21 protein-coding genes are annotated in these 25,187 nt (G+C 53.8%); 5 read left to right on the top strand and 16 right to left on the bottom strand.

Features of this window, described 5'->3' with window-relative positions; genetic code table 11:
- Positions 1-85 precede the first annotated feature (85 nt).
- Both B051_RS20920 and B051_RS0105295 read left to right on the top strand, forming a co-directional pair.
- The gene (locus tag B051_RS20920) at positions 86-1,558 is read left to right on the top strand and encodes a sensor histidine kinase (protein WP_018477144.1); all 1,473 of its coding nucleotides are present in this window, start codon (positions 86-88) and stop codon (positions 1,556-1,558) included.
- A 48-nt stretch (positions 1,559-1,606) separates the two neighbouring features.
- The gene (locus B051_RS0105295; protein WP_018477143.1) at positions 1,607-2,041 is read left to right on the top strand and encodes a response regulator; all 435 of its coding nucleotides are present in this window, start codon (positions 1,607-1,609) and stop codon (positions 2,039-2,041) included.
- A gap of 7 nt (positions 2,042-2,048) precedes the next feature.
- On the opposite strand, the gene B051_RS0105290 is transcribed toward B051_RS0105295, so the two are convergent.
- The 3 genes from B051_RS0105290 to B051_RS0105280 form a co-directional block, all read right to left on the bottom strand.
- On the bottom strand, positions 2,049-2,645 hold the full coding sequence (locus B051_RS0105290; protein ID WP_026236204.1) for a ribonuclease HII: 597 nt from the start codon (positions 2,643-2,645) through the stop codon (positions 2,049-2,051).
- A gap of 175 nt (positions 2,646-2,820) precedes the next feature.
- The gene (locus B051_RS0105285; RefSeq protein WP_018477141.1) at positions 2,821-4,329 is read right to left on the bottom strand and encodes a RagB/SusD family nutrient uptake outer membrane protein; all 1,509 of its coding nucleotides are present in this window, start codon (positions 4,327-4,329) and stop codon (positions 2,821-2,823) included.
- A 90-nt stretch (positions 4,330-4,419) separates the two neighbouring features.
- On the bottom strand, positions 4,420-7,548 hold the full coding sequence (locus tag B051_RS0105280) for a SusC/RagA family TonB-linked outer membrane protein (protein ID WP_026236202.1): 3,129 nt from the start codon (positions 7,546-7,548) through the stop codon (positions 4,420-4,422).
- Between the two features lie 926 nt (positions 7,549-8,474).
- Here B051_RS0105280 and B051_RS0105270 point away from each other — a divergent pair.
- From B051_RS0105270 to B051_RS0105260, 3 genes are read left to right on the top strand one after another with little or no spacing between them, the layout of a single operon-like run.
- Positions 8,475-11,639, top strand: coding sequence for a SusC/RagA family TonB-linked outer membrane protein (locus B051_RS0105270; protein ID WP_018477138.1), 3,165 nt, complete (start codon positions 8,475-8,477; stop codon positions 11,637-11,639).
- A 19-nt stretch (positions 11,640-11,658) separates the two neighbouring features.
- Positions 11,659-13,158 (top strand): SusD/RagB family nutrient-binding outer membrane lipoprotein, encoded by a 1,500-nt coding sequence (locus B051_RS0105265; RefSeq protein WP_018477137.1) that lies wholly within the window; start codon positions 11,659-11,661, stop codon positions 13,156-13,158.
- 28 nt (positions 13,159-13,186) lie between these two features.
- Positions 13,187-13,786, top strand: coding sequence for a hypothetical protein (locus tag B051_RS0105260; RefSeq protein ID WP_018477136.1), 600 nt, complete (start codon positions 13,187-13,189; stop codon positions 13,784-13,786).
- 78 nt (positions 13,787-13,864) lie between these two features.
- On the opposite strand, the gene prfB is transcribed toward B051_RS0105260, so the two are convergent.
- From prfB to B051_RS0105195, 13 genes are all read right to left on the bottom strand, one after another.
- A protein-coding gene (gene prfB, locus B051_RS0105255) for a peptide chain release factor 2 (RefSeq protein ID WP_157578509.1) occupies positions 13,865-14,942 on the bottom strand; the annotation gives its coding sequence in 2 pieces (ribosomal slippage) (positions 13,865-14,881 and positions 14,883-14,942; 1,077 coding nt in all).
- 89 nt (positions 14,943-15,031) lie between these two features.
- Positions 15,032-16,105, bottom strand: a complete 1,074-nt coding sequence (locus tag B051_RS0105250) for a branched-chain amino acid aminotransferase (RefSeq protein WP_018477134.1) — start codon at positions 16,103-16,105, stop codon at positions 15,032-15,034.
- A gap of 28 nt (positions 16,106-16,133) precedes the next feature.
- Positions 16,134-16,685, bottom strand: coding sequence for a cob(I)yrinic acid a,c-diamide adenosyltransferase (locus B051_RS0105245; RefSeq protein WP_018477133.1), 552 nt, complete (start codon positions 16,683-16,685; stop codon positions 16,134-16,136).
- A gap of 3 nt (positions 16,686-16,688) precedes the next feature.
- Complete coding sequence (locus tag B051_RS0105240; protein ID WP_018477132.1) at positions 16,689-17,411, bottom strand: ABC transporter ATP-binding protein; 723 nt, start codon at positions 17,409-17,411, stop codon at positions 16,689-16,691.
- A gap of 11 nt (positions 17,412-17,422) precedes the next feature.
- Positions 17,423-20,467, bottom strand: a complete 3,045-nt coding sequence (locus B051_RS0105235) for a tetratricopeptide repeat protein (protein WP_018477131.1) — start codon at positions 20,465-20,467, stop codon at positions 17,423-17,425.
- Between the two features lie 14 nt (positions 20,468-20,481).
- Complete coding sequence (gatC, locus tag B051_RS0105230; protein WP_245539584.1) at positions 20,482-20,721, bottom strand: Asp-tRNA(Asn)/Glu-tRNA(Gln) amidotransferase subunit GatC; 240 nt, start codon at positions 20,719-20,721, stop codon at positions 20,482-20,484.
- Complete coding sequence (locus tag B051_RS20915) at positions 20,642-21,517, bottom strand: lysophospholipid acyltransferase family protein (protein ID WP_245539583.1); 876 nt, start codon at positions 21,515-21,517, stop codon at positions 20,642-20,644. Before B051_RS20915 ends, gatC begins: the two co-directional genes overlap by 80 nt.
- An 86-nt stretch (positions 21,518-21,603) precedes the next feature.
- The gene (locus B051_RS0105220; protein ID WP_018477128.1) at positions 21,604-22,158 is read right to left on the bottom strand and encodes an NUDIX domain-containing protein; all 555 of its coding nucleotides are present in this window, start codon (positions 22,156-22,158) and stop codon (positions 21,604-21,606) included.
- A gap of 93 nt (positions 22,159-22,251) precedes the next feature.
- On the bottom strand, positions 22,252-22,959 hold the full coding sequence (locus B051_RS0105215; protein ID WP_018477127.1) for a 2'-5' RNA ligase family protein: 708 nt from the start codon (positions 22,957-22,959) through the stop codon (positions 22,252-22,254).
- Between the two features lie 31 nt (positions 22,960-22,990).
- Positions 22,991-23,731: a TraB/GumN family protein gene (locus tag B051_RS0105210; protein ID WP_018477126.1), complete on the bottom strand. Its 741-nt coding sequence runs from the start codon at positions 23,729-23,731 to the stop codon at positions 22,991-22,993.
- Positions 23,724-24,200 (bottom strand): hypothetical protein, encoded by a 477-nt coding sequence (locus B051_RS0105205; RefSeq protein ID WP_018477125.1) that lies wholly within the window; start codon positions 24,198-24,200, stop codon positions 23,724-23,726. The genes B051_RS0105210 and B051_RS0105205 overlap by 8 nt, the downstream gene beginning before the upstream one ends.
- Positions 24,200-24,574: a hypothetical protein gene (locus B051_RS0105200; protein WP_018477124.1), complete on the bottom strand. Its 375-nt coding sequence runs from the start codon at positions 24,572-24,574 to the stop codon at positions 24,200-24,202. The genes B051_RS0105205 and B051_RS0105200 overlap by 1 nt, the downstream gene beginning before the upstream one ends.
- Before the next feature lie 54 nt (positions 24,575-24,628).
- On the bottom strand, positions 24,629-25,144 hold the full coding sequence (locus tag B051_RS0105195; protein ID WP_018477123.1) for a hypothetical protein: 516 nt from the start codon (positions 25,142-25,144) through the stop codon (positions 24,629-24,631).
- Positions 25,145-25,187: the final 43 nt, after the last annotated feature.

The following is a 25,187-nucleotide window of genomic DNA, read 5'->3' as shown; positions in this document are numbered from 1 at the left end:
GATCTTGCTACCTTAGCATACCGTCGGTCCGGCTCATCCTGGTCCAGGAAGCCAGCTTATATGCTCAGAGACAGGTAAAACACACATGAATTTATCAACCAAGCTCTTCATCGGGTTCGTGCTCATCTCGGTGCTCTTCACTGCTGTCGCCATCGTAAACTTCCGTCTGTCAGAAGATGTGATTGAAAACTCGCAATGGGTGCAGCGCTCCCAGATTGTGGTACGCAACTCGGCCTCCCTGCAGCGGAGCATCATCGACATGGAGGCGGGCCTGCGCGGCTTCCTTCTGAACGGGAACGAGGTGTTTTTGCAGCCATACCACGAGTCCAAGCAACTTTTACCCAAGATGTTTGATGACTTGAAGCTGTATGCCTCCGACTCAGCCAGCCAACTAAGCAAGCTGAAGGATATATATAGGTTGCAAGCCGAATGGCAGACAGCGTACGCCGAACCACTTATTGGCATGAAGCGCACCGATACCCTTGCGGCAACGAGCCGTGCCTTTGACCTGAAGCTGGACACCCTGCTGTTGGGGGAGAAAATAGTGATGGACTCCATTCGCAGTTCATTCCGTGACTTCAACTCCTCTGAGTACAAACTGCGGCAAGAGCGGCAAGGGGTTCTCAGCAGCAGTATCAGCAACACCAGGCAGGTTTCTACCATACTCACCATCCTATCAGTGTTGTTGGGCCTCGGCTGGGCCTTCTACATCACGCGGCTCATCTCCAAGAGGATTGTGAAGATGGTGACACTGGCAGACAAAATCTCCCATGGAGAGTACCAGACCCAGATTGTAGATGACTCAGGCGATGAACTCAGCCATCTTTCCAACTCGCTCAACAGGATGTCAGCCACCATTGACGAAACCTTCACTGAGCTGGACCGAAAAAACAAGGAACTAGACCAGTTTGCCTATGTTGTGTCCCATGACCTGAAGGCCCCATTGCGCGGTATAGAGGTAGCCTCCCGGTGGGTGGAAGAGGACATGGGCAAAAACCTGCCGCCCAACATAAAGGAGTACCTGGCGATGATGCGGGTGCGGGTGCACCGTATGGAAAACCTCATCAACGGCATACTGGCGCTGGCACGCATTGGCCGCACCAGCCATACCCAGGAAGAGGTGGACGTGAACCAACTGCTGACGGAGGTAGCCGACATGGCCTCTCCTCCCCCTGGAATCACGCTTAGCATTGCCCCAGATATGCCTGTGCTGCACACGGAACGGGTGCCGCTCCACCAGGTCTTCCTGAACCTGATTACGAATGCCATCAAATACCACCACCAAGACCAGGGCCTTGTGGAGGTCACCTGCAAAGAGTCCGATGCCTTCTATACCTTCTCCGTATCTGATGATGGACCAGGTATAGCCCCAGAGTACCATGACCGCATATTTGTGATTTTCCAGACGCTGCAGGAGCGCGACGCCGTGGAGAGTACCGGCGTGGGCCTGGCCATCGTAAAGAAGATTATTGAGCGGCACGGAGGTTCCATTTGGGTGTCCTCTAGCCTAGGCAGTGGCGCCACCTTTAGCTTTACTTGGCCTAAAAGTCAGGTCTAAGTCAAAATTTTAGCTTAAATTTGTAATACCCTACAGCGACAACCAATCATGACGAATAAAAAAGTTAATATCCTGCTTGTGGAAGATGACTACCTGGATATTATGAACGTAGAGCGGGAACTGAAGAAAATAAATATTACGCATCCCATACATGTGGCACGAAATGGTCGTGAGGCCCTAGATATGCTCCGTGGACATGGAGTAGAGAAAATCTCTCCAGCGCCCAGCGTCATCCTGCTCGACATCAACATGCCCAAGATGAACGGACTGGAGTTCCTTGCCGAGCTTCGCACAGAGCCAGAGTTCAGCCACATTCCTGTGTTCATCATGACTACTTCAAACGAGGAGACGGACCGTATGGCTGCGCAGCGTCTCAATGTGGCAGGCTACATCGTAAAGCCAATGTCTTTCGACAACTTCGAGAACAGCCACTCCTCTCTCGCCAGCTTCACCCTGTTCCTGGACCTTATCAAACTGAAGTAAGCCGCTCTTAAAACAGCGGGAGCTGGTCAGGCAGCAGCCTGAACGTGCGTCGGTGATGCGGGGTGGCACCCGCCGCTGCAATGGCAGCCCGGTGCTTTAGAGTAGGGTAGCCTGCATTCTGCTCCCAACCATACGCAGTATACTCTTCCGCCAGTTTTAGCATCAGGCCATCGCGGTGCGTTTTGGCCAGCACAGATGCCGCCGCTATTGATAAATACTTCCCATCTCCTTTGACGATGCAGGCATGCGGCACCTGCCTGTAAGGCTTGAATCTGTTTCCGTCTACCAGCAGGTACTCTGGTTGCATCCCCAACCCGGCCACTGCCCGGTGCATGGCCAGGTATGTGGCCTGCAGGATGTTCACCACATCTATCTCCTGAGGTGTTGCCTCCCCTATCGCCCAGGCCACCGCATCTCTGACAATGTCTTCTCGTAGCTGCTCCCGCTGCTCCCTGCTTAGTTTCTTGGAATCGTTGAGGAGTGAATGGCTATACCCTAGAGGAAAGATGACCGCCGCAGCCACTACTGGTCCGGCCAGGCATCCTCTGCCGGCTTCATCTATACCTGCCTCTACTATTTTTCCGCTGTAGTTGGATAGGAGCATATACTTATAATATGTTTCTTGAGCCGCAAGGTAGGACAAGGCTCGGATACAAGCAAGCCGCTATACCTTAAGCTAGCCGTCCTATGTCTTCACCCCCTTCTTAGAAATGGCTTAAAAGAAAAAGCCTGCCAATGTAGCATTGGCAGGCTTTTTTACTATTTACTTTTCCTATGGACTAGTAACCAGGGTTCTGCTGATCCGCTAGCACAGGGTTAGCGTTAATCTCAGAGATTGGCAGAGGCCATATGAAACGGAAGTCATCGTAAGGGATGAAAGGGTAGGCAATGGCTGCCTCTCTGACAGAGCCACTGGCGGCCTGGAAATCCTCTACCTTCATGTTAGCTGAGGCTACTTTGGCAGGTATACCGGCAGGGCCGAACTTACCTTCTTTGGCCAGACGGTGGATGTCCTTCCAACGCAGACCTTCAGCCAGGAACTCGATGCGGCGCTCGTTCACAATGGCCTGAACCAACGCATCACCAGTCAAGCCTGTGTACAGCTGGTCAGTAGAGCGGCCACGCACTGCGTTCAACAGGGCAAGCGCTCTGTCGTTGCCACCTGTTCTGGCTTCAGCCTCAGCTACGTTAAGCAACACTTCAGCATAGCGAATGATTGGAGACCAGTCAGTCTGCGTAGTAGCGTCTCTGTACTTCTTTGTATAGATGGCTCTTGCAGTAGTGTTTGTAATCTCACGGCGTTTGTCATTGGCAGGCCAGAAGCTGGCATTCCAGATAATCGGGCTGATGGATACCAGGGCACGACCACCTGTACCGGCGTTGTACATCTGACCCAATGAACCGTTCACGCTGGCGTTGTCATTGGCAGTGTTCTCAAACGAGAAGATAGACTCCGTGTTGTTAGCGTTAGCAGCCCATGGTCCGTCAGGAGAAGCTGTCAAAGCATAGCCACCGATTGGGCTGGTGAACGGACCTGTACCGGAAATCAACTTGTTTCCTTCCGTAATAACACCTTGCCAATCACGCATGTGCAGTTTCACACGGGTTTTCATGGCAATGGCAGCACCTTGAGTCGCTCTGGAAATCTTGTTGGTACGGGTTACCGGCAGGTTAGCCTCCGCATAATCGAGGTCTTCCAGTAGCTTGGCATACGCTTCAGCCACAGTGCCACGGCCTTGCTTAGCGGCTTCCTCAACACGAGCAGGCGTATTTACAGGAACTGTTCTGTATGGTATACCTGGGTGAGAAGCGTCTGCTGTGTGGTTGTACGGACGGGCGAAGTGCACCAGCAGTTCGTGGTGGGACAGCGCGCGCAGGTAACGGGCTTCTGCGATGTAGGCGTTGCCCACTTCAGCCGTGATAAGTCCGCCGGTAACAGCTTTCTCTACGCCCTCAATCACTACGTTTGCCTTGTTCACCACGGCATACAGTGTCTCAAAGTGATACACGTTGTTAGCAGAGGTAGCATTGTAAGTAGACTGGTACGTGATGGCGTAGAATGCCTCCAGGTTCACCATGTCCTCACCGCGCGTGTCACCCTGCGATACGTGGGCAGCACCAAACGGATAACCACGCACAGCACCGCCCGCATAGAAACCAGACTGAGCAGCGTCATAAACACCGGCTACTGTCAATTCAATACGCTCAGGAGTCGTGAAGGCACTTTCTTCTGTCAGACGGTCATAGGGAGCAAGCTCCATTACGTCCTTGTCGCAAGAAGTCAGCATCAGCGAAAAGCAAACCGCCGGGGCTAATAGCGCTAACTTCAATCTATTTCTTAAAAATGATTTATTCTTCATTGTCAGATAATTAAATAATTAGAAACCAAGATTTAAGCCCACAGTGAACACACGCTGCTGCGGCTGGCCATTCCAGTCAACACCAAGGTTGTTGTTTGTGCCTGAAATGTTGGTATAAGTCTCAGGATCAAGACCAGAGTAATCAGTGATTACGAAAGCATTCTGCACCTGTGCATAGATTCTCAGACGTTCGATGCTAGCACGCTCAGTCAGTGACTTAGGCAAGGTATAGCCAATTGCCAGGTTACTCACTTTCAGGAAGTCGCCTTTCTCCACGAAGCGGGAAGAAGCCTGACCGTTTGTGTTGATGAAGTTGTCATAACCATAAGCCAGTTTCGGAGTCTGTCCGTCACCTGGGTTCTCTGGGCTCTGCCATCTGTTCAGGATTTCTGTGCCGTTGTTCTCAAACAACATGGTCAACAGGTCCTGACGCGTACGGTTCATGATTTTGTTGCCACCTGAGAAACGCACGAACACGTTTGCATCGAAGTTGCCCAACTTGAAGTTGTTGTCAAAACCACCAAACCACTTAGGCAGCGTAGTACCCAGGATAACCTTGTCAGCAGCAGTCAGTGAAGACTGAGCGCCTAGCACGCTTGGGTTAGCAGGATCATAGCCGTAGTAAACGCCGGTAGAGCCACCGTTGCCAATGATGTTACCCTGAATCAGAGAACCGTCTGCCTTGCGGTAGATTGGGTTACCGTTCGCTGTGTTCACACCTTCAAACTGGTATCCGAACAGAGAGTTAACAGACTCGCCAACACGGTTGATAGTGTAATCATACACCATGTCGCGTCCGTTAACCAGCTCCTTAACCTCGTTGTTCTGCGTAGAAAAGTTCAGGTTAGAGTTCCAGCTGAAGTTAGACTTGTCGATTACAGTTCCAGAGATACCGAATTCAAGACCATCGTTCGTGATACGGCCGATGTTTCTGTTGATGGAGTTGTTAGGAACACCCAAGGAAGGAGGTGTTGGGGCACCAAGTACCACGTCCACGTTATCTTTCATCCAGTAAGCCAGTTCCAGGTTCAGACGGCCGTCAAACAGGCCAAGGTCTACACCGAAGTCAGTGATTTTCTGTGATTCCCAACGCAGGTCAGGGTTACCCGTGTTGCCAAAAGCGATACCGTTCATGGAACCGTACTGGGCAGAGCTGAAAGAACCCAGGTATGGATAGTTACCACCTGTGATACCGATGTTACCAACCTCAGCCCAGCTACCACGAAGTCTCAGGTCAGAGATGAAGCTAAGTGCGCTAGAGTTCTTGAAGAATTCTTCTTCTGATACTCTCCAAGCAGCAGATACACCAGGGAAGTAGCCCCAACGGTTGTCTGGAGAAAGCTTAGAAAGACCGTCAGCACGCATAGAAGCACCAATGTAGTACTTGCCAGCGTAGTTGTAGTTGAAACGACCCAGGTAAGAAGCAAGACCATTTTCACCGATACCACCGAAGGCAAACTGATTAGCAAACGTACCGCTCACCAGGTTCTCGTTGAAGAAACGGTCGGAAAGGCCAGTGCCTTGCGCCTGGAAGAAGCTGCTTCTGTATTTGTTGTATTCCTGTACCGCAGTCACGTCGAAGTTGTGTACTTCATTCAGTGTCTTGTTGTAAGACAGGATGTTCTGCCAGTTCCAGGCTTTGATTGGAGAGTAAGCCTGAGATACTACACCGTTAGAGCCCTGACCATCGCCATGGCGTGGGTCATTGAACAGGAAGTCGTCAACCATTGTCAAGTCAGCACCCAGAATGGTCTTGAAACGCAGGTTATCCACCAGTTTGAAATCCAGGAACACGTTACCCAGACCACGGTAAGTAGTAGCCTTACGAATGTTGTTGTCCAGCACGAAGCGGATGTTCGGGATACCGTTGGCAATTGTAGCAGTGTTTGGTCCACGGCCAAGAGCTCTTGGGTTCACCAGGTCAATATTGTAACCAGTTGGGTGATTTGCGTCGAAAACTGGTACGTTAGGGTGCATACGAATAACACCGAAGATGTTACCAGACAGGTTATTAGAGCCTGCAAGCGGACCTTGGTTGATTTGGTTAGTCAAACCAGCCTGAAGACCGAAATCCAGGAACTTGGTAACTTTAGTAGTCATGTTGGTACGTACAGAGTAACGCTCCAAGCTGTTGGCACGGCCTATACCTTCCTGATTGGTGTAACCCAAAGAAACGTAGTAAGTGCTTCTGTCAGTACCGCCGCTGGCAGAGAAGGAATGGCTCTGCTGGAAAGCAGTGCGGAACACTTCTTTGTTCCAGTCGGTATCAGCAGTACCTATTGCGGCAGGAGAAGTCTGGTTGATGTTTTTGTACTTCTCGTTTGTGATGTCAACGAACTGCTGCGCGTTCAGCAGGTCATGCAGTTCGATGGCTTTGGCAGTACCAGCCCATCCGTCATAAGCGAATTTAGCTTGGCCAGCCTTACCACGCTTGGTAGTGATGAGGATAACACCGTTAGAGGCACGTGAACCGTAAACGGCCGTAGCAGCACCATCCTTCAGGATTTCGAATGACTCGATATCGTTCGGGTTGATGTCAGCCAGTGCGTTAGAAGGTGTGAAACCACCCTGGTCACCAGAAGTTGCAGGAACGCCATCGATTACGATAAGTGGCTGCGTGCTGGAAGAGATGGAGTTTACACCACGGATGTTGATTTTTGGAGGCGCACCCAGAATACCGGAAGGCTGTGTAATCTGAACACCAGATGCACGGCCGGCCAGCTGCTGGTCAAAAGAAGGAGTAGCCAGGTTGGCAATCGCATCACCTTTTACGGAAGCGATAGAGCTGGTCACGTCTTTTTTCTGCTGTGTACCGTAACCAACCACCACAACCTCATCCAGTTGTCTCTGGTCGATTTCCAGCGTCACGTTGATGGCGTTGGAAGTACCGATTGGACGCTCAATGGTTTTGTAACCCAGGAAGCGGAACACCAGCGTGTTGCCATCTGCAGGCACATTGATAGAGTACGTACCGTCCGCACCGGTCGCTGTACCCGCGCTAGTTCCTTTTACAAGCACAGCAACACCAGGCAGGCCTTGGCCCGTCGACTGGTCCGTTACGGTACCCGTAACCGTCCTGCTCTGTGCCATGGCCTGTTGGAACAGGACAAACACCAGAGCAAAACTCAATAGTAGTAGTTTTTTCATTGGTCTGTTAATTAAGGTGAAAAATGAATTATAGATTAGAGTAGTAATGCAAGTCAAAAAAGGCGCAACTCGGAGCTGTAGCCTGTGGCATAACACAGGACTCTCCATGATTGGGTCTTTCAAAGGAATTTTTGTTCAGGCGAAAGTGCCTGGCAGACATACGCTGCAAACAACAGCAGACATGAGCAAAATGGCTAGTAAACTTTATAACATAAGCTGTATTTTATTGATTAGAAGCTGTCTGTACTCCATATTTAGGCATAATAAAGAACTAAAGCAAATCTTTGCATTTTTTCGCAACAAAACCAGAATGGCCCTTTGCGAGCTGTAAACTAAGAATATTTTTCTGATATACATAAAATCTATATATAAAATTTTCTTAACCCCCTGCTTTCGAAGCGGTTTGCCTGCTAAGTAAAGGCATTAAGTCGCATTTACTTCCGCACACAAGCTATATAGGATATAGCTCGGCTCCCACCCTAGCTGCGGGCGCGAACATACCGCAGCCACCACTAACACTCTATGTTACAACATCTAATATACACCCTGTGCTCTACGCTCCAGCCATGCACTCCGCACCTATACCGCAGAAGGGCCATACCGTTACTTCCCAATTCCATGCTTGGTTTTATAACTAATCTTATATAACACCCTTCCCTACATCACACAATATTTTAGTTAAAATGCTATAAACCAAAGGCTATTTTCATTCTGCCCCGTATAATTATTAAAAACATTACTTGAATTATTATATTAAACTATTTTTTTATTTGTATATATAGTGTTTAAACTTTCATTTTATTACAACACTAGCTCGACCCCGCTCTAAAAACTTACATTCTACTACCTCTCTGAAAGCACCATACTTGGGCGCTTTGTGCTGTTGATTCTTGTGTATACTTTGATTGTTAAGATTTATTGGCAAAATGAAAAAACTACTACTAGTGAGTTTTATTCTGGTGTTCGCCCTGCTGCAGCAAGGTATGGCCCAGACTAGAACGGTTACGGGTACCGTAACAGACCAGGAAACAGGGCAGGGACTGCCCGGAGTAGCCGTACTGGTGCAGGGAACAAGCGTGGGCACCACTACCGGTGCCAGCGGCGAGTATTCCATCAACGTACCGGAAGGCTCCAACACACTTACTTTTCGCTTTATAGGCTACACCACCGTTAACCGCCCCATCGGCAACGAGTCTACCATCAACGTGACCTTGGGTGTGGATACAAAGCAGCTGCAGGAAGTAGTGGTGACGGCCGTAGGTATAGAGCGGACTGAACGGTCGCTGGGGTATGCCGTGCAGAACGTGGAGGGCGACCAACTCGCCCAAAGGTCTGAGCCCAACGTAGTCAATGCCTTGCAGGGCAAAGTGGCTGGCGTTGAAATTATCTCCTCCAGCGGTTTGCCAGGGGCAGGCACGCAGGTGTTTATCCGGGGCATAAACTCCGCGACAGGCAATAACCAGCCACTCTTCGTGGTGGACGGCATACCGATAGATAACTCCACCAACTTCACCTCCACCCCTACCGTGGGTGGTGCGGCCTATTCCAATCGTGGCCTGGACATCAACCCCAACGACATTGAGTCTATGACGGTGCTGAAAGGACCGGCCGCCGCTGCGCTTTACGGCTCGCGGGCCGCGAACGGAGCCATCATCATCACCACCAAGAAAGGTATGGCCGGAGACGCCAACAAAAAGTTTGAAGTGACGGTCACCTCCTCTTTCAACCTCCAGGAGGTATACGGCCTGCCAGAGTACCAGAACGAGTACGGACAAGGCTCCAACTTCAGGTATAGCCCGAACGTGACAGACAGTTGGGGCCCCAGGTTCGGAACGCCAGGCGTAGAGACAGTGCCTAACGTGGCCGGAAACCCGCTGCAGACGCTGCCCTACCAGGCGGTCCCTGATAACGTGGAGGATTTCTTTGATACTGGCCGAATCTTCGACAATGGTTTGCAGTTGGCAGGCGCAGGACAGAACACCCGGTACATCTTCAGTGCCAACAGCACGAATCAGGAAGGCATCATCCCGAACAGCGGCCTGGACCGCATCTCCCTGCGGGCAGCCGGTACCGCCACGCTCTCGCATGGCATCTCGCTAGATGCGTCCATCCTGTACGCCAACACGCAGCAGGAAGGCTCGCTGCAGGGTAACTCAGGTACCAGCCCCTGGTTTACGCTTCCCTTCATCCCGAGGAGCTTCGACATCAACAACGTGCCGTTCAAGCTTGCCCCAGGGCAACAGGCTCCGACTTTGTTTACGGCCCTTAACCGAGACAACCCCCTGTGGAGCGTGAATGAGAACTTCTACGAAAGCGAGGTGAACAGAACCATCACCAGTGCCACCGTCAACTGGAATCCGCAGTTCTTCCAGGATTTGACGCTCACTTACCGCGCCGGTCTGGACCAGTATTCCGACAGGCGTCTGGAGGCCATTGCCTTTGGGTCCATCAACTCGAATGGTAACACGGCCCTGAACCGCCGGGGCTCGCAGATTTATGACGACATCTTCTACAGGCAGTTCAACCAGGACATCTTCGCGGTGTACAACAGGGACATCAACGAGGACATCAACCTCCGCTTCCTGCTCGGAAACCAGATAAACACCATCAACACAGACAACCGCAACATCCGGGCAGAGGACCTTATCACCCCTGAGTTCTACAACCTGATTAACCACACCAATACCAACGTGTTCACGAACAATACCGAGACGCAGCGCAGGTTGGTGGGTGTCTACTCGCAGTTGGGGCTGTCATACCGCAATTGGCTGTTCCTGGAGTTGCAGGGCCGTAACGACTGGTCCTCTACCCTGGATTTGGACAATAACAGCTACTTCTACCCCGCCGTCAGCCTGGGCTTCGTGTTCACCGACGCGTTTGACATAGCCAACCCGATATTGAGCTATGGCAAGTTGCGGGGCAGCTACGCACGGGTGGGTAACGACGCCGGCGTATACCTGACCAACACGGTGTTTGTGAACCAGGGCTTTGGTAACAACGTGGCTGGTATCACCTTCCCGTTCAATGGCACGGTGGCTGCCGTGACCAGGGGCAACCGACGCGGTAACATCAACCTGAATCCGGAGTTCACCACCTCCTATGAGACCGGGGTGGAGTTGGGCTTCTTTGATGGCAGGGCCTCGCTGGACGTGAACTACTTCTTCAACAAGACCACCGACCAGATTTTTAACGTGGACGTGCCGGGTTCTACGGGTTTCACCACCTTCACCCAGAACGCGGGTGAGATTCAGAACAAAGGCTGGGAAATATCCGCCACGGGAAGCCCTATTGCCATGGAAGATGGCTTCCGATGGGACATCAACGCCAACTTCACGGACATCAACTCCAAGGTGGTGTCGCTGGCGCCGGGCCTGAACCAGTTCACCCTGCTGACAGGTGCCGGAACTGGAGCGTTCACAGGACTGAGCCCTGTGCTGATTCCTGGGGAGCCGTTCGGTATCATCCAGTCATCTGCCTTCCTGCGCGATGAGCAGGGCCGCTTCATCATCAACCCGAACACAGGTGTGCCGGTAGTGGACCAGAACCCACAGATTATCGCAGACCCGAATGCAGAGTGGTGGGGCAGCCTGGGCAACACATTCAGCTTCAAGGGCTTTAACCTGAACGTGTTGCTGCAGTATGTGCACGGAGGTGACTTCTACTCCCGCCAGACCCAGATTTCGCGTTTGCGCGGTGTGCTGGAGGAGCAGGTGGACAGGGAGCGGCCTTACATGTTTGAGGGCGTGATTGTGAATGCGGACGGCACCAGCAGTCCCAACAACATCCAGATTTCGGCACAGGAATACTGGACCGCCCTCAACAGTGCCAACGAGTTTGCCGTGTTCGATGCCTCGGTGTTCAGGATACGGGAAGTGACCCTGGGTTATGAGTTGCCAACCGCCCTGCTGGAGCGCACGCCGTTTGGAGCGGCCAATGTGTCCCTGACAGGCCGCAACCTCTTTTTCCATGCGCCTAACCTGCCACACGCTGACCCCGAGTCGAACCAGTTGGGTGGTAACACGAGAGGCTTTGAGTTCAACTCGCCCCCGGCCGTCAGGAACTATGGCGTAAACCTCCGTTTCACTTTCTAATTTTTAGACACCAAAGCATATGAAAAAGCTAAATATATATAAGGGAGCGGTACTGGCGCTATTGTTTACGATTGTCAGCGCCTGTGATGATTACCTGGACGTAAACGTGAGCCCCAACAACCTGACCAACGCCACGGTACAAAGCCTGCTGCCCGGCACGCAGGTAGGTATAGGTTTCTTTGTGGGTAACACGGCGCAAATTGTCAGTTCCCTGTGGATGCAGCAGATGGCAGGCACAGGTACGCAGACAGACCCCTTCGACCGGTACAACATATCACCGGAGAACAACGAGTGGAACGCCATTTACGCCACCTTGCTGGATGACCTGGAGCAGATTGTGCAGCAGGGGCGTGAGGAGGGCAACTTCCATTATGCAGGTATGGCCCGCATACAACAAGCCTACGTATACCTGGTCGCCACAGACCTGTGGGGGGATATCCCTTTCTCGCAGGCCCTCAACATAGAGGAGTTCCCTAGACCAGCCTACGACCCGCAGGAGCAGGTATACGCCGGGGTGGTGCAGCTGCTCGATGAAGGACTAGCCGACCTCAACCAGACCTCTGTCACGCCGGCTTCACAGGGAGACCTGATATACAACGGCAACCTGGACAAGTGGCGAAAGGCGGCGAACTCCATCAAGCTCAAGCTATACCTGCAGAGCCGAAAGGCCAATGCCAACTCGGCAGCGGCCATCAACCAACTGGTGGCGGAGAACAACCTCATTTTCTCTAACGCGGACAACTTCAACGTCAATTTCTTTGGCTCGGCTGGCTCCTTCAACCCGATTTACATGTACCAGCACCAGACGCGCGCCAACGACATGATTTTGAGCCAGCGTTTCTATGACTCCCTCAATGTGTTGAACGACCCGCGCCTACCTGTCTTCTTCACCCAGACCAACGGCGCCTTCGTGACCTATGAGAACGGCCTGTTCACGGCTACTCCTTTCACAAGCCCGAACCGCTCGCGCTGGGGAGTGTATGTGGTAGGAAACGGCACACAGACGGCTAACGGCACCATCACCAACGGAGGGGCAGCGCCAATACGCCTCATCACCGCGACCATGGTGAATTTCTGGCTGGCAGAAGCCGCCCTTACTCTTGGCACGGCAGGCGATGCAGCCACCTACTTCAGGCAGGCCCTGCAGGCGCAGTTCGACGACATCCGTTCTTTTGTGAGTGCGGGAAGTTTACCGGCTAATTTCGATGCCGACGCTGCGGCCTACATCAACAGACGGGTGGGGGCTTTCGAGGCAGCCTCCTCTACCGAAGGAAAGCTCAACATCCTCATCCGGGACAAATGGGCATCATCAGTCGGAAACGCCTACGAGGCCTACAATGACTACCGACGCACCGGATACCCCAGACTGGCGCTTACCCAAAACCCGCAGGTGGGCGTGACGCGCATACCTACCCGATGGCCGTATTCGCTGGGTGAGATACAGGGTAACTCTGACAATGTGCCGTTGCAGGACTACCCAAGTGGTTTGCTGGTTCCCGTTTGGTGGATGCAGGAATAGTGTATTTAACTTTTAAAGAAATCTTGATATGAAACTCGATAATATATTAGTTAGGTATGCTGCGCTTGCCACGATATGCTTAACATTCATCAGCTGCGAAAAGGATGAGTTTGACGGCTTGTTGAACACTGACCCCGTACCGGAGGCGGCCATCACCTTTCCACAGGCTATGGGTCCGAACGGATTTGCCTTGCTGGATGAGAACGCTTTCATCATTTACCAGAATGCCATTTCAGCGGGCAGCATCACTGTGGAGATACGCGTGCCGGAAGGAAAGCAGATTACGGCTGTATCAGCTGCCGCCCAGCGGTTCCGCAACGGAGCCGCGACGGCTCCTAGCATCAGCCCTACGCTACCTTCAGGCACCTCACCGGCCGCGCTGGATGCCAGGGCCCCGGATGCCGTCATCAGTCGGAATACGGCCCCTAACATAGCGGTGAACCAGGCAGTAACGCCGGGCAGCACGGTCACTTTCACCATTCCGACTAATCCGCCGCCTGCCCCGCTGACAGACGCCGCCCTGACCGACCTGCAGGTGAACGACGTAATTCGCCTCTTCTTCAGAGTGACACTGGCAGATGGCTCTGTGCACCGCGCCATGGAAGTGCGCGTGGTGGTGACCGGTTGATTGACTTCTATTTCCCAAAACAAAAAGGCTTCCCCTCAAGGGAAGCCTTTTTGTTTAAATCAGGTATAGCAAGTGCTATCAGGCCTGCATCAGGAACGCTTTGATGTACTCATCCAGGTCGCCGTCCAGTACGTTTTGCACGTCTGAGCGCTCCACTCCGGTGCGGATGTCCTTCACCAGTTTGTAGGGGTGCAGCACGTAGTTACGGATTTGGGAGCCGAAGTCGATGCGCTTCTTGGTGCTCTCTACCCGGTCACGCTCCTCGTTGCGCTTGTCAATCTCTATCTGGTAGAGGCGCGAGCGGAGCATGCGCAGGGCGTGCTCTTTGTTCATGAGCTGCGACCGCTCTATCTGACATTCGATGACGATGCCTGTTGGTTTGTGCTTCAGGCGCACGGCCGTCTCCACTTTGTTCACGTTCTGACCACCGGCCCCGCCTGAGCGGAAGGTATCCCACTCAATGTCGCTGGGGTTCACCTCTATGTTGATGGTATCGTCCACCACCGGGTAGGCGAAAACCGAGGCAAAGGAGGTATGGCGGCGACCACCCGAGTCGAAAGGTGAGATGCGGACCAGACGGTGCACCCCAATCTCAGACTTCAGGTAACCGTAGGCGAAGTCGCCGGTAATCTCCAGCGTGGCTGACTTTATACCTGCGCCCTCCCCCGGATTGTAGTTTATCTGCTTGACAGAATAGTCATGCGATTCGGCCCACATGATGTACATGCGCATGAGCATCTCGGCCCAATCCTGGCTTTCGGTGCCGCCTGCTCCCGGGTTTATCTCCAGTATGGCGCTGAGCTGGTCTTCTTCGCCGCTGAGCATGCGCTTGAACTCTAAGCCCTCAATGGCCGCCTCTGTCTTTTTGGCCTCCTGCTGGATGTCCTCTTCCGACACATCGCCCTCTTTGTAGAAGTCGAAGAGCACTTCCAGGTCAGAAAGTGACTTCTCTACCTCCTCAAAGTGCTCCGTCCATACCTTAATGGACTTTACTTCCTTGAGTATCTTCTCGGCCCCTTTGGGGTCATCCCAGAAGTCTGCCGCCAAGGTCTGTTTTTCTGTCTCAGCTATCTGTTGTTTCTTGGTATCGTAGTCAAAGATACCTCCTCAAGGCCTCTACACGGGCCTTTAAATCCTTCACGTGCTCTGCTGTCATGTGCTTGGTTGTATGTTTTAGGTATAACAAAAGTGCTGAAGGACGAACGGGGCCGTCCATCCTTCAGCACTCGTTTTTGTGTGCCCGTTCTACAGGCTTATTTTGTAAATCCAGTTATGCTGGTCTGGCGTCTGACCCGTTTTGATGCGGTCGAGCTCGGCGGCGATGCTGTTGGAAACCTGGCGCCCTTCTATGGCGGGCAAATCCATGTCTTCGCCGTTGTAGTGGATGGTGGCTATCTGGGCGATGGTGGCGGCGGTACCGGTACCGAAGGCCTCCTGCAGCTTGCCGGCCTTGTGCGCAGCTACCAGCTCCTCAACCGACACCCTTCTTTCCTCTACCGGTATACCTTTGTCGCGGGCTACCTGCAGCACGCTGTCGCGGGTGATGCCGGCCAGGATGGTGCTGCTCACGGCTGGTGTCACCAACACGTTATCAATCACGAACATCACGTTCATGGTGCCGGACTCCTCAATGTACTTATGCTCCTTGGCGTCGGTCCAGATGAGCTGGTGGTAGCCTTTCTCCTGCATTTCGCGGGCAGGGTATAGCGCCGCGCCATAGTTACCGGCCGCCTTGGCAAAACCTGCGCCGCCCTCCACAGAGCGCACGTAGTGCGGTTCTATGGCTACGCGCAGTGGCTGCCCGTAATAAGCGCCTACCGGGCAGCTGAACACCACAAATCGGTAATTAGACGACGGGCGCACGCCAATGAAGTCATCGGTGGCGAAGATGAACGGACGGATGTACAGTGCACAACCAGCTGTTGGCGGCACCCAGGCGGCATCGAGGCGCAGCAGCTGCTCCAGCCCCTGCATGAAGATGTCCTCGGGCAACGCCGGTATGCACATGCGCTCTGCTGATATGTTGAGTCGGTTGAAGTTGGCCTGCGGCCTGAACAGCAGGATATCGCCATCCTCGTTTTTGTAAGCCTTCATGCCTTCGAATATGGCCTGGCCGTAGTGGAGGGCCGATGTAGCCGGGCTGAGGGACATGTTGCCGTAGGGCAGTATCTGGGGCGTCTGCCAGGCGCCGTCCTTGTAATCGGCTACCAGCATGTGGTCTGAGAATATCTTCCCAAACTCAATATTATTGATGTCCAGCTCAGCAATGCGGCTTTGCGCCACACTCTGGGCAGGTATGGTTAGGGTATCAACTGACATAAAGGAACAGGTTTTAGTTGAACATAGGCTAGACGCGCGGCTTCCAGGCGATTTCCTCAGCCTGTAACTCATACGTCATTTTGCGGCAAAGAGCGAACAGATAATCTGACAAACGGTTCAGGTATTTGATAACTAAATCATCCACCCGCGACTCTTCCTGCAGCCGGATGGCCAGGCGCTCGGCGCGGCGGCACACGCAGCGGGCCAGGTGGCAGAACGAAACCGACTGATGCCCGCCCGGCAGTACAAAGGACCGCAGCGGCGGCACCTCGGCCGTCATCTTGTCAATCTCCTGCTCCAGCAGCGTCACGTCCTCTTCGTGCAGGTCTGGTGTCACCATTTTCGTGTCTTTGTCCGGGTCGGTGGCCAGCGTGGAGCCGATGGTGAAGAGGCGGTCCTGTATCTCCTTCAGGATATCGGCGCGGCCTTTGTTCACCTCCTGGTCGCGTACCAAACCGATGTAGGAGTTGAGTTCGTCTATGGTGCCGTAGGATTCAATGCGCAGGTGCGACTTGGCCACCCGCGTGCCACCTATGAGGGAGGTGGTGCCTTTGTCGCCTGTCTTGGTGTAGATTTTCATGGGCTAGTGCGCTGCCTGTATTTTTGCGTGGGAGGTAATGTCTTGGTTGACCTCGTCTGATTCAATGAGTCCGTCGCGGAGGCGCACGATGCGGTGGGCGTACTTGGCGATGTCCTCTTCGTGCGTCACCATGATGATGGTGTTGCCTTTGGCGTGCAGGTTCTCGAAAAGCTCCATGATTTCGTAGGAGGTCTTGGTGTCGAGGTTACCCGTAGGTTCGTCGGCCAGGATGATGCTGGGGTCGTTGATGAGGGCGCGGGCGATGGCCACACGCTGCCGCTGGCCACCCGAGAGCTCGTTGGGTTTGTGCTTGCCCCGGTTGCCCAGTCCTACACTTTCCAGCGCCAGTTGGGCCTTCTCCTCGCGGGCAGATTTGTTATACCCGGCATAGATGAGCGGCAGTGCCACGTTCTCGAGTGAGGACTGGCGCGGCAGCAGGTTGAAGGTCTGGAACACGAAGCCGATTTCCTTGTTACGCACCTCGGCCAACTCGTTGTCGGTCATGTTGCTCACATCGTTGCCGTTGAGCACGTACTGCCCGCCAGTAGGGGTGTCGAGGCACCCGATGATGTTCATGAGCGTGGACTTGCCGGAGCCGGATGGACCCATGAACGCCACATACTCCCCCCGCTCTATCCGGATGGATACAGATTTGAGTGCATGGATGGTTTCGGCTCCCATCCGGTATACCTTAGAAATGTCGTGTGTTTCGATGATGGTGCTCATTCCGCCCGATTTTATAGTTGCCATTCGTCGGCTTGCGCCTCCTTTGCCTGGCGTTGTTTCTCGAATTTGTCTTTAAATGTACTGTATTCCGGGGCAGGAAGCAAGTTGCTCAACGAAACAAGTGCCTGCTCCGCATAGCTCACCAAACCCTGGTCGATGCTCTCCAGCGCATACGCTTTGTAGAGGCTGGCCGAGTACGGATTGTAGGTGATGCCGTCCAGCAGGATGTTGTAGGCCTTCATGTCGTTCGGGCTATACCTGGCGAAGAATGCGGCGGCATCCTCGACCACGCGCTCATCATAGAGCAGCATCTTCAGGGCCTGGTCGTAGCGCTCAGCGGCCTCCCGGTCGCGGTTCTTCACCTCGGCCACCTTGGCCCGCAGGTATAGCTTCTGCCGTTTGTCCTTCGGTGTCAGGTATAGGTTGTCCATGCGCTTCACCAGCACCTCGTGGTTCTTGGTGTTGAGCCACAAGCGCATCTGCTGCAGGTTCAGCCGGGAGCGCAGGTCTCCCTCCGGCAGCAGCGCCGCCGCCGCCTCTTTGATGGCCTCATTCGCCAACGGCCACCGCCTCTTGAGCATGTAGTAGTCCACTTTTGCCACCAGCGCCTCCCGGAGCAGTTCTTTGTCCTTTATGCTCTTCACGATACCGTCCACGTCGCGGGGGAGCAAATCAGGCAGGTAGGCAATCAGGTACTGCACCTTGTCACGGTCGGGCGCACTTTTAATGATGGCGTCGGGTTCCTGATTCAGCACCTCCTGCAACGATTTGGCCACCTTTATGGCAGACTCAATCTCGGTGAAGCCCACCTCCTGCAGTGCCTCTATGGCCTGGTCCGTCTGGTGGTTCAGGGCAAGGGCGTACGCGTGCGACAAGAAGGCCTGGTTGAGGCCCAGGTTCTTCGCCTCTTTGAAGTAGGACGCGGCGGCCCCGTAGTTCTCCTCCTCCATCATCCAGTGCCCCAAGGCATTGTAGTAATACCCGCTGCGCCCAGAAGCCGTAAGGGCCAGCGTCTCCACCACGTTGCGCGCTTCTTTAGGCCGTCCGTCGTAGTGGTGCACCAGTCCTTTCAGGTATAGCAGGTCCTCCATGAACAGGCGGTTCTCTGACGAAGCCAGGTAGCGGTTGATGGGCTTGAGCAGCGAGGTGTCGCCTTTGTTGATGGTCGCGATGGTATTGTTGTAGAACAGGGTCATGTCGGCCACCTGCTCCAGGGAGTCTGGTTCAAAAATCTCATCCTTTGCCTCAGGCCCGCGACCTAATAACAGGTTGAGCGCCGACATGTTGCTGCGCAAAGGCTTGTATTTGGAGGAACGGATTTCAGCCATCAGCTCTTTGGCCTTGTCCGGCATGGCCTGGCGGGTATAGAAAGCCAAGCGGTTGCTCCGCACGAAGTCCGGGTTGTCGGCGTGCTGCTGCGCCAAATCAAAGTAATACTCCACGCTGTCAGCCACGCTAGTCTGGGAATAGAGCAGTGCCAGGTTGTTGTAAATCTCTCCGTTCTCGGGGAAAGCGGCCGCTCCCTGCCGCAACACATACAGCTTCTCGAAGAAGTACTGCTTGAGGTCGTAGAGGTTGGCCAGGCGCACGTAGGTCTTTGGATTCGGCCGCTTCTGCAGGGCCTCCTGCAGACTCAGGATTTCGTTGTTGCGCTGCCCCTGCTCCCGGTACATACCAGCCAGGCTGACATTGGCCTTCACGTTGTTGCCGTCGTACAGGTCACTTTCCTGGTAGAATCGCTCCGCCAGGATGGTGTTATCGGAGGTACGGTACAGATCGCCGAGGTAGCTGTAGTAGCCGGCATAGGCGTAGAAGTACACCCGGTACTGGGTGCGCATCACGAGTATGGCCAGCAAGATGGCTCCCATCGTGAAGATGGTGTAGATAGGCAGGCGCTTGGGTTGGTAAACGATTTTGTATACCTGCAGGCGCTGCTCCATCAACCGGCCGAAGTTGGCCATGACGTATATGAAGAAGAACAAGCCGAAAGCCAGGTGGGTGTACACAATGAGCTCGTGGTACATCACCGTGAGCGAATCGTTGGCGGTGGCGTAGGCGTAGCCGATGCTCAGGAACGTGATAATGGCGAACACCAGGTATAGCACGGCCCCGGTCGGCTTGAAGGGGAAGAGCTGTTTGTAGTAAGCCTCCCGCTGCCGCATGCCCCAGAACCCTGCCACCACCGACAGCATCAGGATGAAGTACGCGTTCACGAAGAACAAATCGGCCTTCACATAGCCTACGTGGCGCAGGTATAGCAGTATCAGGTTGACCAGGTATAGCACGCTCACCAGCACAAACTGCCAGAGGCTGAAGCGGCGCTCCGGGGTTTTGGCCTGCGTGTTTATCCACAGCAGCGCGTTGATGTTCTCATAGCCCACCCACATCAGGAAAAGGAAAGTGGCCACGATGAGGGCCAGTGCGCTGTAATTGACCAGGTGCAGCGTGGTGAGCAGCGCCGGAAAGTCAGACTCCATGTACACCAGCGAACCCAGCAGCAGCACGAGCACCAGCATGGCCAGCACGCGCAGTGAGAAGTTAACCTGTGGGTAAAAGGCCTGGAACGCGTAAGTTGACACGGCGAACAGCACGATGAAGAGCAGCAGCGTGGTCTGCCCGGTGCTGCTGCCTACTATACCCAGCAAATCAAGGTTGAAGGAGGCCAGCAGCAGCATGAGCAGCAGCATGCCGGCAAAATAAGGGATGCGCCGCATGGTGCTGATGGCGGCGGCGTAAAAAGCCAGGCAGACGGACAGCAGCACCAGCAGCGCCACAGCCGCCCAGGTGTTGATGGCAGGTATGGCGGCATCGTACTGCTCCGTAATCAGGTAGCCGTCTACGTACAGCGTGAAGGGCTCCAGCAGGCGGCTGAACTCGTGCACGGGCACCTGCACCACCTGTAGTTCAGGCAGCTTGTCCCAGGCAAAGGACACGCTCTCGCCGGTGAAGTAGTGGTATACCCCCAGCAGCAGGGCCAGCGCGGCCAGTACCAGCAAAAAAAGATAGGGATACCTGGTGTCGGCATCCCATTTGTTCCAAAACTTGATTTTGTTCATAGACTAGCTGGCGCTTATTCCAGCACTTTGGGCACTCTGAAGTAATCGGAGTCTTTTCGGGGGGCGTTCTTCAGGGCATCGTCATGCGACACGCTGTTGAACACGATGTCCTCGCGCATCACGTTCACCTCCTCTGACATGTGTATCAGCGGCTCCACGCTCTCGGTGTCCAGCTCACGCAACTGGTCTACCCAGTTCAAGATTTTGTTCAGGTCCTGCAGCATTTCCTGCTCTTTCTCCTCGTTGAACTCCAAGCGGGCCAGGTGCGCTATCTTTCTGATGGTTTGAATATCCGTTGACATATGTCTTGCTGTGTTTCGAAATTTCTGTTTGGATGATGTGGTGTACTCTCTCTTTCAGCGCCGGCAGGTCCTGCAGGGTCATCCCCCTAGTCTCTATCGGCTCATGAATCACTATTTTGAGCGGGTGCCAGCGCACCTTCAGTTTGCCGTTCAAATCGGGCAGGAACCTGTGGTTGTAAGGCATGGTCACGGGCACCACCGGCAGCTGCTTCTCTATGGCCAGCCTAAACGGGCCGTCCTTGAACGCGAGCAGCTCCTCGCCTGCCGTCTCTGGTATGGTTCCTTCCGGAAAGATGACCAGGTTGCGCCCCTGCTCCAGCGTCCGCACGGACTGGATGTAGCTCTTGGCGCTGCTGATGGCGCTTTTGCGGTCCACGGCAATGTAGAGCTTCTCGTATACCTTGCCCCACAGCGGCACCTTGGTGAGCGAGCTCTTGCCTACAAAGTTAATGAATCCCGGAATGGCATGCAGCAAAAGCGGGATATCGAGGTAGGAGCTGTGGTTGGGGGTGAAGATGTACTGCTTTTTGCGGTCGAAGCGCATGCGCCACTCCACTTTGATGGGCGTGAGGAACATGCGCAGCGCCGAGGAGGACCAGAAGCGGTTGATGCCGTGCACGTGCGGGTACCAGCGCTGCTTGCGTATGAGCACCGCCTGAAGCGGATACGTGACCACGAACGGCATCACGAACCAGGTGACGCACCAGGTTGTGTAGAGTCGATGTGACAGGTATTTCAGCGCTTTCATACCTCCAAATGTAAGCATAATACATCAGTTAACAATCAGAGGAGCTGTGCAGGAAGGATGGTTTTATCCTATCGCTATACCTGGGTTCACTTGTTCTGCAGCAGCAGGGCGGCTTTCAGGATGCCGGCCACGCTGATGGCGTCCGTAATCTCGTTGTTCATGGCCATCCGCACGGCCTCTTCAAACGGCACCCGCTTGATGTGAATCTCCTCCGTCTCTTCAAAAGCGGTTTGGCCGGCCTTTAGTTCCTGCGCCAGAAAAACGAAGCCTTCCTCATCGGTCACGGAGTTGGAGGTATGCAGGCGGCAGATGTTGGTCCATTTGGCGGCCGTGAAGCCGGTCTCCTCCTGCAGCTCCCGCTTCGCCGACTCCAAGATGTCGTTCTCAATCAGGCCGCCGCCCATGGGAATCTCCCAGCTGTACTCCTGGAGGGGGTAGCGGTACTGGCCCACCAGGTAGGTATAGCCCTCGTCATCGATGGGGATGATGCCGATGGCTTTGTTCTTCATGCTCACTACGCCGTAGATGCCTTTGCCGCCTTTCGGGTTCAGCACCTGGTCTTCGCGCACTTTTATCCAGGGGTTCTGGTATACCTCCTCGCTGGAGAGGGTGGTCCAGGGGTTGTGTTGCTCGTCTATCATAGCGGTTGTCGTATTCAGGTGGCAAAGATAGGGGTTTGGGACTTGCGACAGGTATAGCTCGCGCAGAATTAGGGGAAGCGGCCGGGCGCAGGTTCAACCCAAGCGGAAACTGTGCAGGGGCTTCACGGACCTCTCCCGCTGGTACCAGTCGTTGTAGACCAGTTCCAGCTTAGCCACCTCAAAGGTGCCGAAGTCCACCTCCCGCCATTGCTCCACCACCTGCAGGAATGGCTGCTTGCCTACGAACGGTTTACGGAAACGCACGACGGTGGCGTGGGCCGTCTGGATGGCATAGCGTGCGTCTATGCTCTGCTGGAGGCCGGAGTTTTTGAAGTTCTCCCGCAGGGAGTTTCTGATTCCCGACAGGGCCTCATCTTGTGGGAAGCCTTGTATCAGAATACCGGAGTCTGAGGCGGTAACGCCTTGGAAACTGATGCTAAACCTACCTGTCTCACTCAGGCTTTTTTGTATCAAGGAGATGTAGTCCGGGACTGAAATCTGCTGTAGGTTGAACCCCGCGTAGCAGGAGATGATGGACATCACGGTGATGTGGATGTCGGAGTTGGGATAATAATACTGCTCCGGCTCCACCGCTTTCAGCTCGTTCAGAAAAGACTGGATGTTGGCTTTCGCCTGGCCGCTCGGCCGTATCAGGAGCGTGATACCGAAGCGGTTGTCGGTGGGGGAATCTATGAGCGGGTCGATTTGGTAGGCATCTGCCTGGAGCTTTTGCAATGACTCTTGATACAGGTTGTTGTAGTGCTCCGTCAGGTTCATTTTAAGTGTTTTGGTGGCCAGCATAACTGGAAGGCAGAATGGCTATACCTTGTATCTACATTTTCTCTACGCTATACCCTCTGCGCCGGAGCAGGTTTATCAGGCCGTTTGCGCCGCCCAGGTGTCCCATACCAACCGCGATGAAGGCTTTCTCCTGCCTCACCAGCCGCTCGATGTCGTCAAGCCAGTTGCGGTTGCGCTGGTCCACCAGCAGCCTCCGGGTTTCATTACCCAGTTCTTTGTCCAGCAATTCGTTTGCCAAGGAGTCAATATTCCCGCTGTTGTAGAGCCGAATCACTTGTTCGTGCTGCGCAAGAATCTCCTCGTCTGTCTGATTATCCAACGGAATAGTAACGTTGTTGAGCAGCTCCACCACTTCCCGCGCCGACTCCAATCCAGTGATGGGGATGCGGCGATTGTCGGCTACCTGCATCAGTTGTCCTTCCATACTTTTCAGGCTGGAACCGTATTGCTGCGCGACTAACCGGTTGGCCTTCGCCCCGAGTTGGTCCAGGTTGTGTTGCCTGAACAGTCGCTGGTTCTCTGCGTCCCGCACGTTGTGCTCGGTTGCCAGCACGGTACAGTTCCTTAACGCTGCCAGGGCAGCTTCCGGTATGGCAATGCGCCCTTCCGGATATAGGTGCATGGTGCCGAAGAGGTAGGCTTGCTTGCCGTCTGGCGAGGTGATTTCCCAGAGAAGGCCGGTTGGCGCCTGCTGCTTGGTGGAGCAGGCAGCGAGCGCCAGGAGGCACGACAGGTATAGCAACAGTATTTTCAATGGCTGCAGTCTACTCATTCACCCTCGTGTACATCAGCATGTTCCCGCTACCCAGGTATAGCAGCACCAGGCTGGTTTCACTCACCTCGTCCACAAGCCAGCACAGGTCGCTTTCGGGCACGCTCAGGTAGCGTATACCTTCCTCCATCCCTCTCCCCTTGTCCGTTTCATTCTGACACTTGTCGGATAGCACAAAGGGCTCCTCCTGCCACGCTTCCATACCTGCGGCGAATTCCTTCCGGATGTTGTTCTCGAACACGAGCAGGTTGGTGGTGTCCTCTATATGCCGCCACTTGCCCTGCAGCATCTCCAAAGTGCTTTTCGGGGCAGGTGCTGCGTCAGGCTGAGCAACGGAGTCCGTGGCCTGCTGGGTTTCTATGGCAGACTCCTCAGGAGTCTCTGCTTCGGTACCGGAATTTGGCTGACAGCTTACAAGGTATAGCAGCGTTATGGCCAAAGCCCCACGCAGCAGCAGGTTCAGTTTCATTATTTCCTTTTTTTCATGACCCATGCTTTCTCCTGGATGGGTGTATCAGGTACATAGAGTTTATTTTCTTTGACAAGATACCGCTTCTGGTTACTCAGCCACAAAAAATCTCCTGATTTCTCCCAATTGCCCGCTTCGTCCGTGTCGAATGTGGCGCACTCTCCGCCCGCATACACATACCTGTAGGTCTGGTCTCCATACAAGATCAGGCTTTCTTTCCAGAGTGTTGAGTTGCCTCTTACACCATGGTACCACCGGGTCAGGAAGCTTCCAGTTCTGACATGCTTCTCATACCGCTCCACGACGCGCAGTTGTTCCTGCCCATGGGCGGCTACAGTTACAAGCATCGCAAGTGTAAGCAGTATCAGTCTCATAGTTGATTTATTTGTCGGAGCGTGCTGGCTCTGGCACAATCTAATGAATCATAGCTATTGCTGCACGGTAGATATCCTGTTTTTGGAAACTCCTCCCTGGTATTCATGGATAACAGAAACATGATGGCTTTCATCAAAAAACGATAGCTTTCCTTCATTTGCTTTGAACCTATTTTGGTTATCCACGGATATAGCTTCGCTTTCGAATTTGACCATTGCTGAATCTGTGTATAATCGGGAGTCTACGAAAACAATATCATAGTTCGTTACTCTCAGCGGGTCTTCTAAGGCGTAGAATATCAGCAGCGTATCATTCTGGCGCTTGAAATGGATTTCTTTGAATTCCGAGAACACCACCTCCACACTATCACTAAAGGTTAGTCTGTAGTCTGATACGCTTTCTGCCCATACTCCTTTCTCTTTTCTCAATTCTGCTGTTAGAAACTGAAGCGCAAGAAGCGTTGGGTTGGCAGCCTTCTTCAAGGAATCTGACAAATTGGATGAGAGTCCTGATTCATGTGTTCGGCAACTTGTGAATAGTAACAGAATCAGCAGAAACCTGAGCTTCATAGGAGTAGTTAAGTGTAGTTCGACGGTACTCGTGCAGCCGAAG

This window comes from Pontibacter roseus DSM 17521, from assembly GCF_000373265.1.
GTDB classification, from domain to species: Bacteria; Bacteroidota; Bacteroidia; order Cytophagales; family Hymenobacteraceae; genus Pontibacter; species Pontibacter roseus.
This window is presented reverse-complemented; position numbering and strand designations above follow the sequence as displayed.

What these genes read in the sequence shown, in the direction of transcription:
- B051_RS20920 (WP_018477144.1), top strand. Translation starts at nt 86, where the DNA reads ATGAATTTATCAACCAAGCTCTTCATCGGGTTCGTGCTCATCTCGGTG.
- B051_RS0105295 (WP_018477143.1), top strand. Translation starts at nt 1,607, where the DNA reads ATGACGAATAAAAAAGTTAATATCCTGCTTGTGGAAGATGACTACCTG.
- B051_RS0105290 (WP_026236204.1), bottom strand. Translation starts at nt 2,645, where the DNA reads ATGCTCCTATCCAACTACAGCGGAAAAATAGTAGAGGCAGGTATAGAT.
- B051_RS0105285 (WP_018477141.1), bottom strand. Translation starts at nt 4,329, where the DNA reads ATGCTGACTTCTTGCGACAAGGACGTAATGGAGCTTGCTCCCTATGAC.
- B051_RS0105280 (WP_026236202.1), bottom strand. Translation starts at nt 7,548, where the DNA reads ATGAAAAAACTACTACTATTGAGTTTTGCTCTGGTGTTTGTCCTGTTC.
- B051_RS0105270 (WP_018477138.1), top strand. Translation starts at nt 8,475, where the DNA reads ATGAAAAAACTACTACTAGTGAGTTTTATTCTGGTGTTCGCCCTGCTG.
- B051_RS0105265 (WP_018477137.1), top strand. Translation starts at nt 11,659, where the DNA reads ATGAAAAAGCTAAATATATATAAGGGAGCGGTACTGGCGCTATTGTTT.
- B051_RS0105260 (WP_018477136.1), top strand. Translation starts at nt 13,187, where the DNA reads ATGAAACTCGATAATATATTAGTTAGGTATGCTGCGCTTGCCACGATA.
- B051_RS0105250 (WP_018477134.1), bottom strand. Translation starts at nt 16,105, where the DNA reads ATGTCAGTTGATACCCTAACCATACCTGCCCAGAGTGTGGCGCAAAGC.
- B051_RS0105245 (WP_018477133.1), bottom strand. Translation starts at nt 16,685, where the DNA reads ATGAAAATCTACACCAAGACAGGCGACAAAGGCACCACCTCCCTCATA.
- B051_RS0105240 (WP_018477132.1), bottom strand. Translation starts at nt 17,411, where the DNA reads ATGAGCACCATCATCGAAACACACGACATTTCTAAGGTATACCGGATG.
- B051_RS0105235 (WP_018477131.1), bottom strand. Translation starts at nt 20,467, where the DNA reads ATGAACAAAATCAAGTTTTGGAACAAATGGGATGCCGACACCAGGTAT.
- B051_RS20915 (WP_245539583.1), bottom strand. Translation starts at nt 21,517, where the DNA reads ATGAAAGCGCTGAAATACCTGTCACATCGACTCTACACAACCTGGTGC.
- B051_RS0105220 (WP_018477128.1), bottom strand. Translation starts at nt 22,158, where the DNA reads ATGATAGACGAGCAACACAACCCCTGGACCACCCTCTCCAGCGAGGAG.
- B051_RS0105215 (WP_018477127.1), bottom strand. Translation starts at nt 22,959, where the DNA reads ATGCTGGCCACCAAAACACTTAAAATGAACCTGACGGAGCACTACAAC.
- B051_RS0105210 (WP_018477126.1), bottom strand. Translation starts at nt 23,731, where the DNA reads ATGAGTAGACTGCAGCCATTGAAAATACTGTTGCTATACCTGTCGTGC.
- B051_RS0105205 (WP_018477125.1), bottom strand. Translation starts at nt 24,200, where the DNA reads ATGAAACTGAACCTGCTGCTGCGTGGGGCTTTGGCCATAACGCTGCTA.
- B051_RS0105200 (WP_018477124.1), bottom strand. Translation starts at nt 24,574, where the DNA reads ATGAGACTGATACTGCTTACACTTGCGATGCTTGTAACTGTAGCCGCC.
- B051_RS0105195 (WP_018477123.1), bottom strand. Translation starts at nt 25,144, where the DNA reads ATGAAGCTCAGGTTTCTGCTGATTCTGTTACTATTCACAAGTTGCCGA.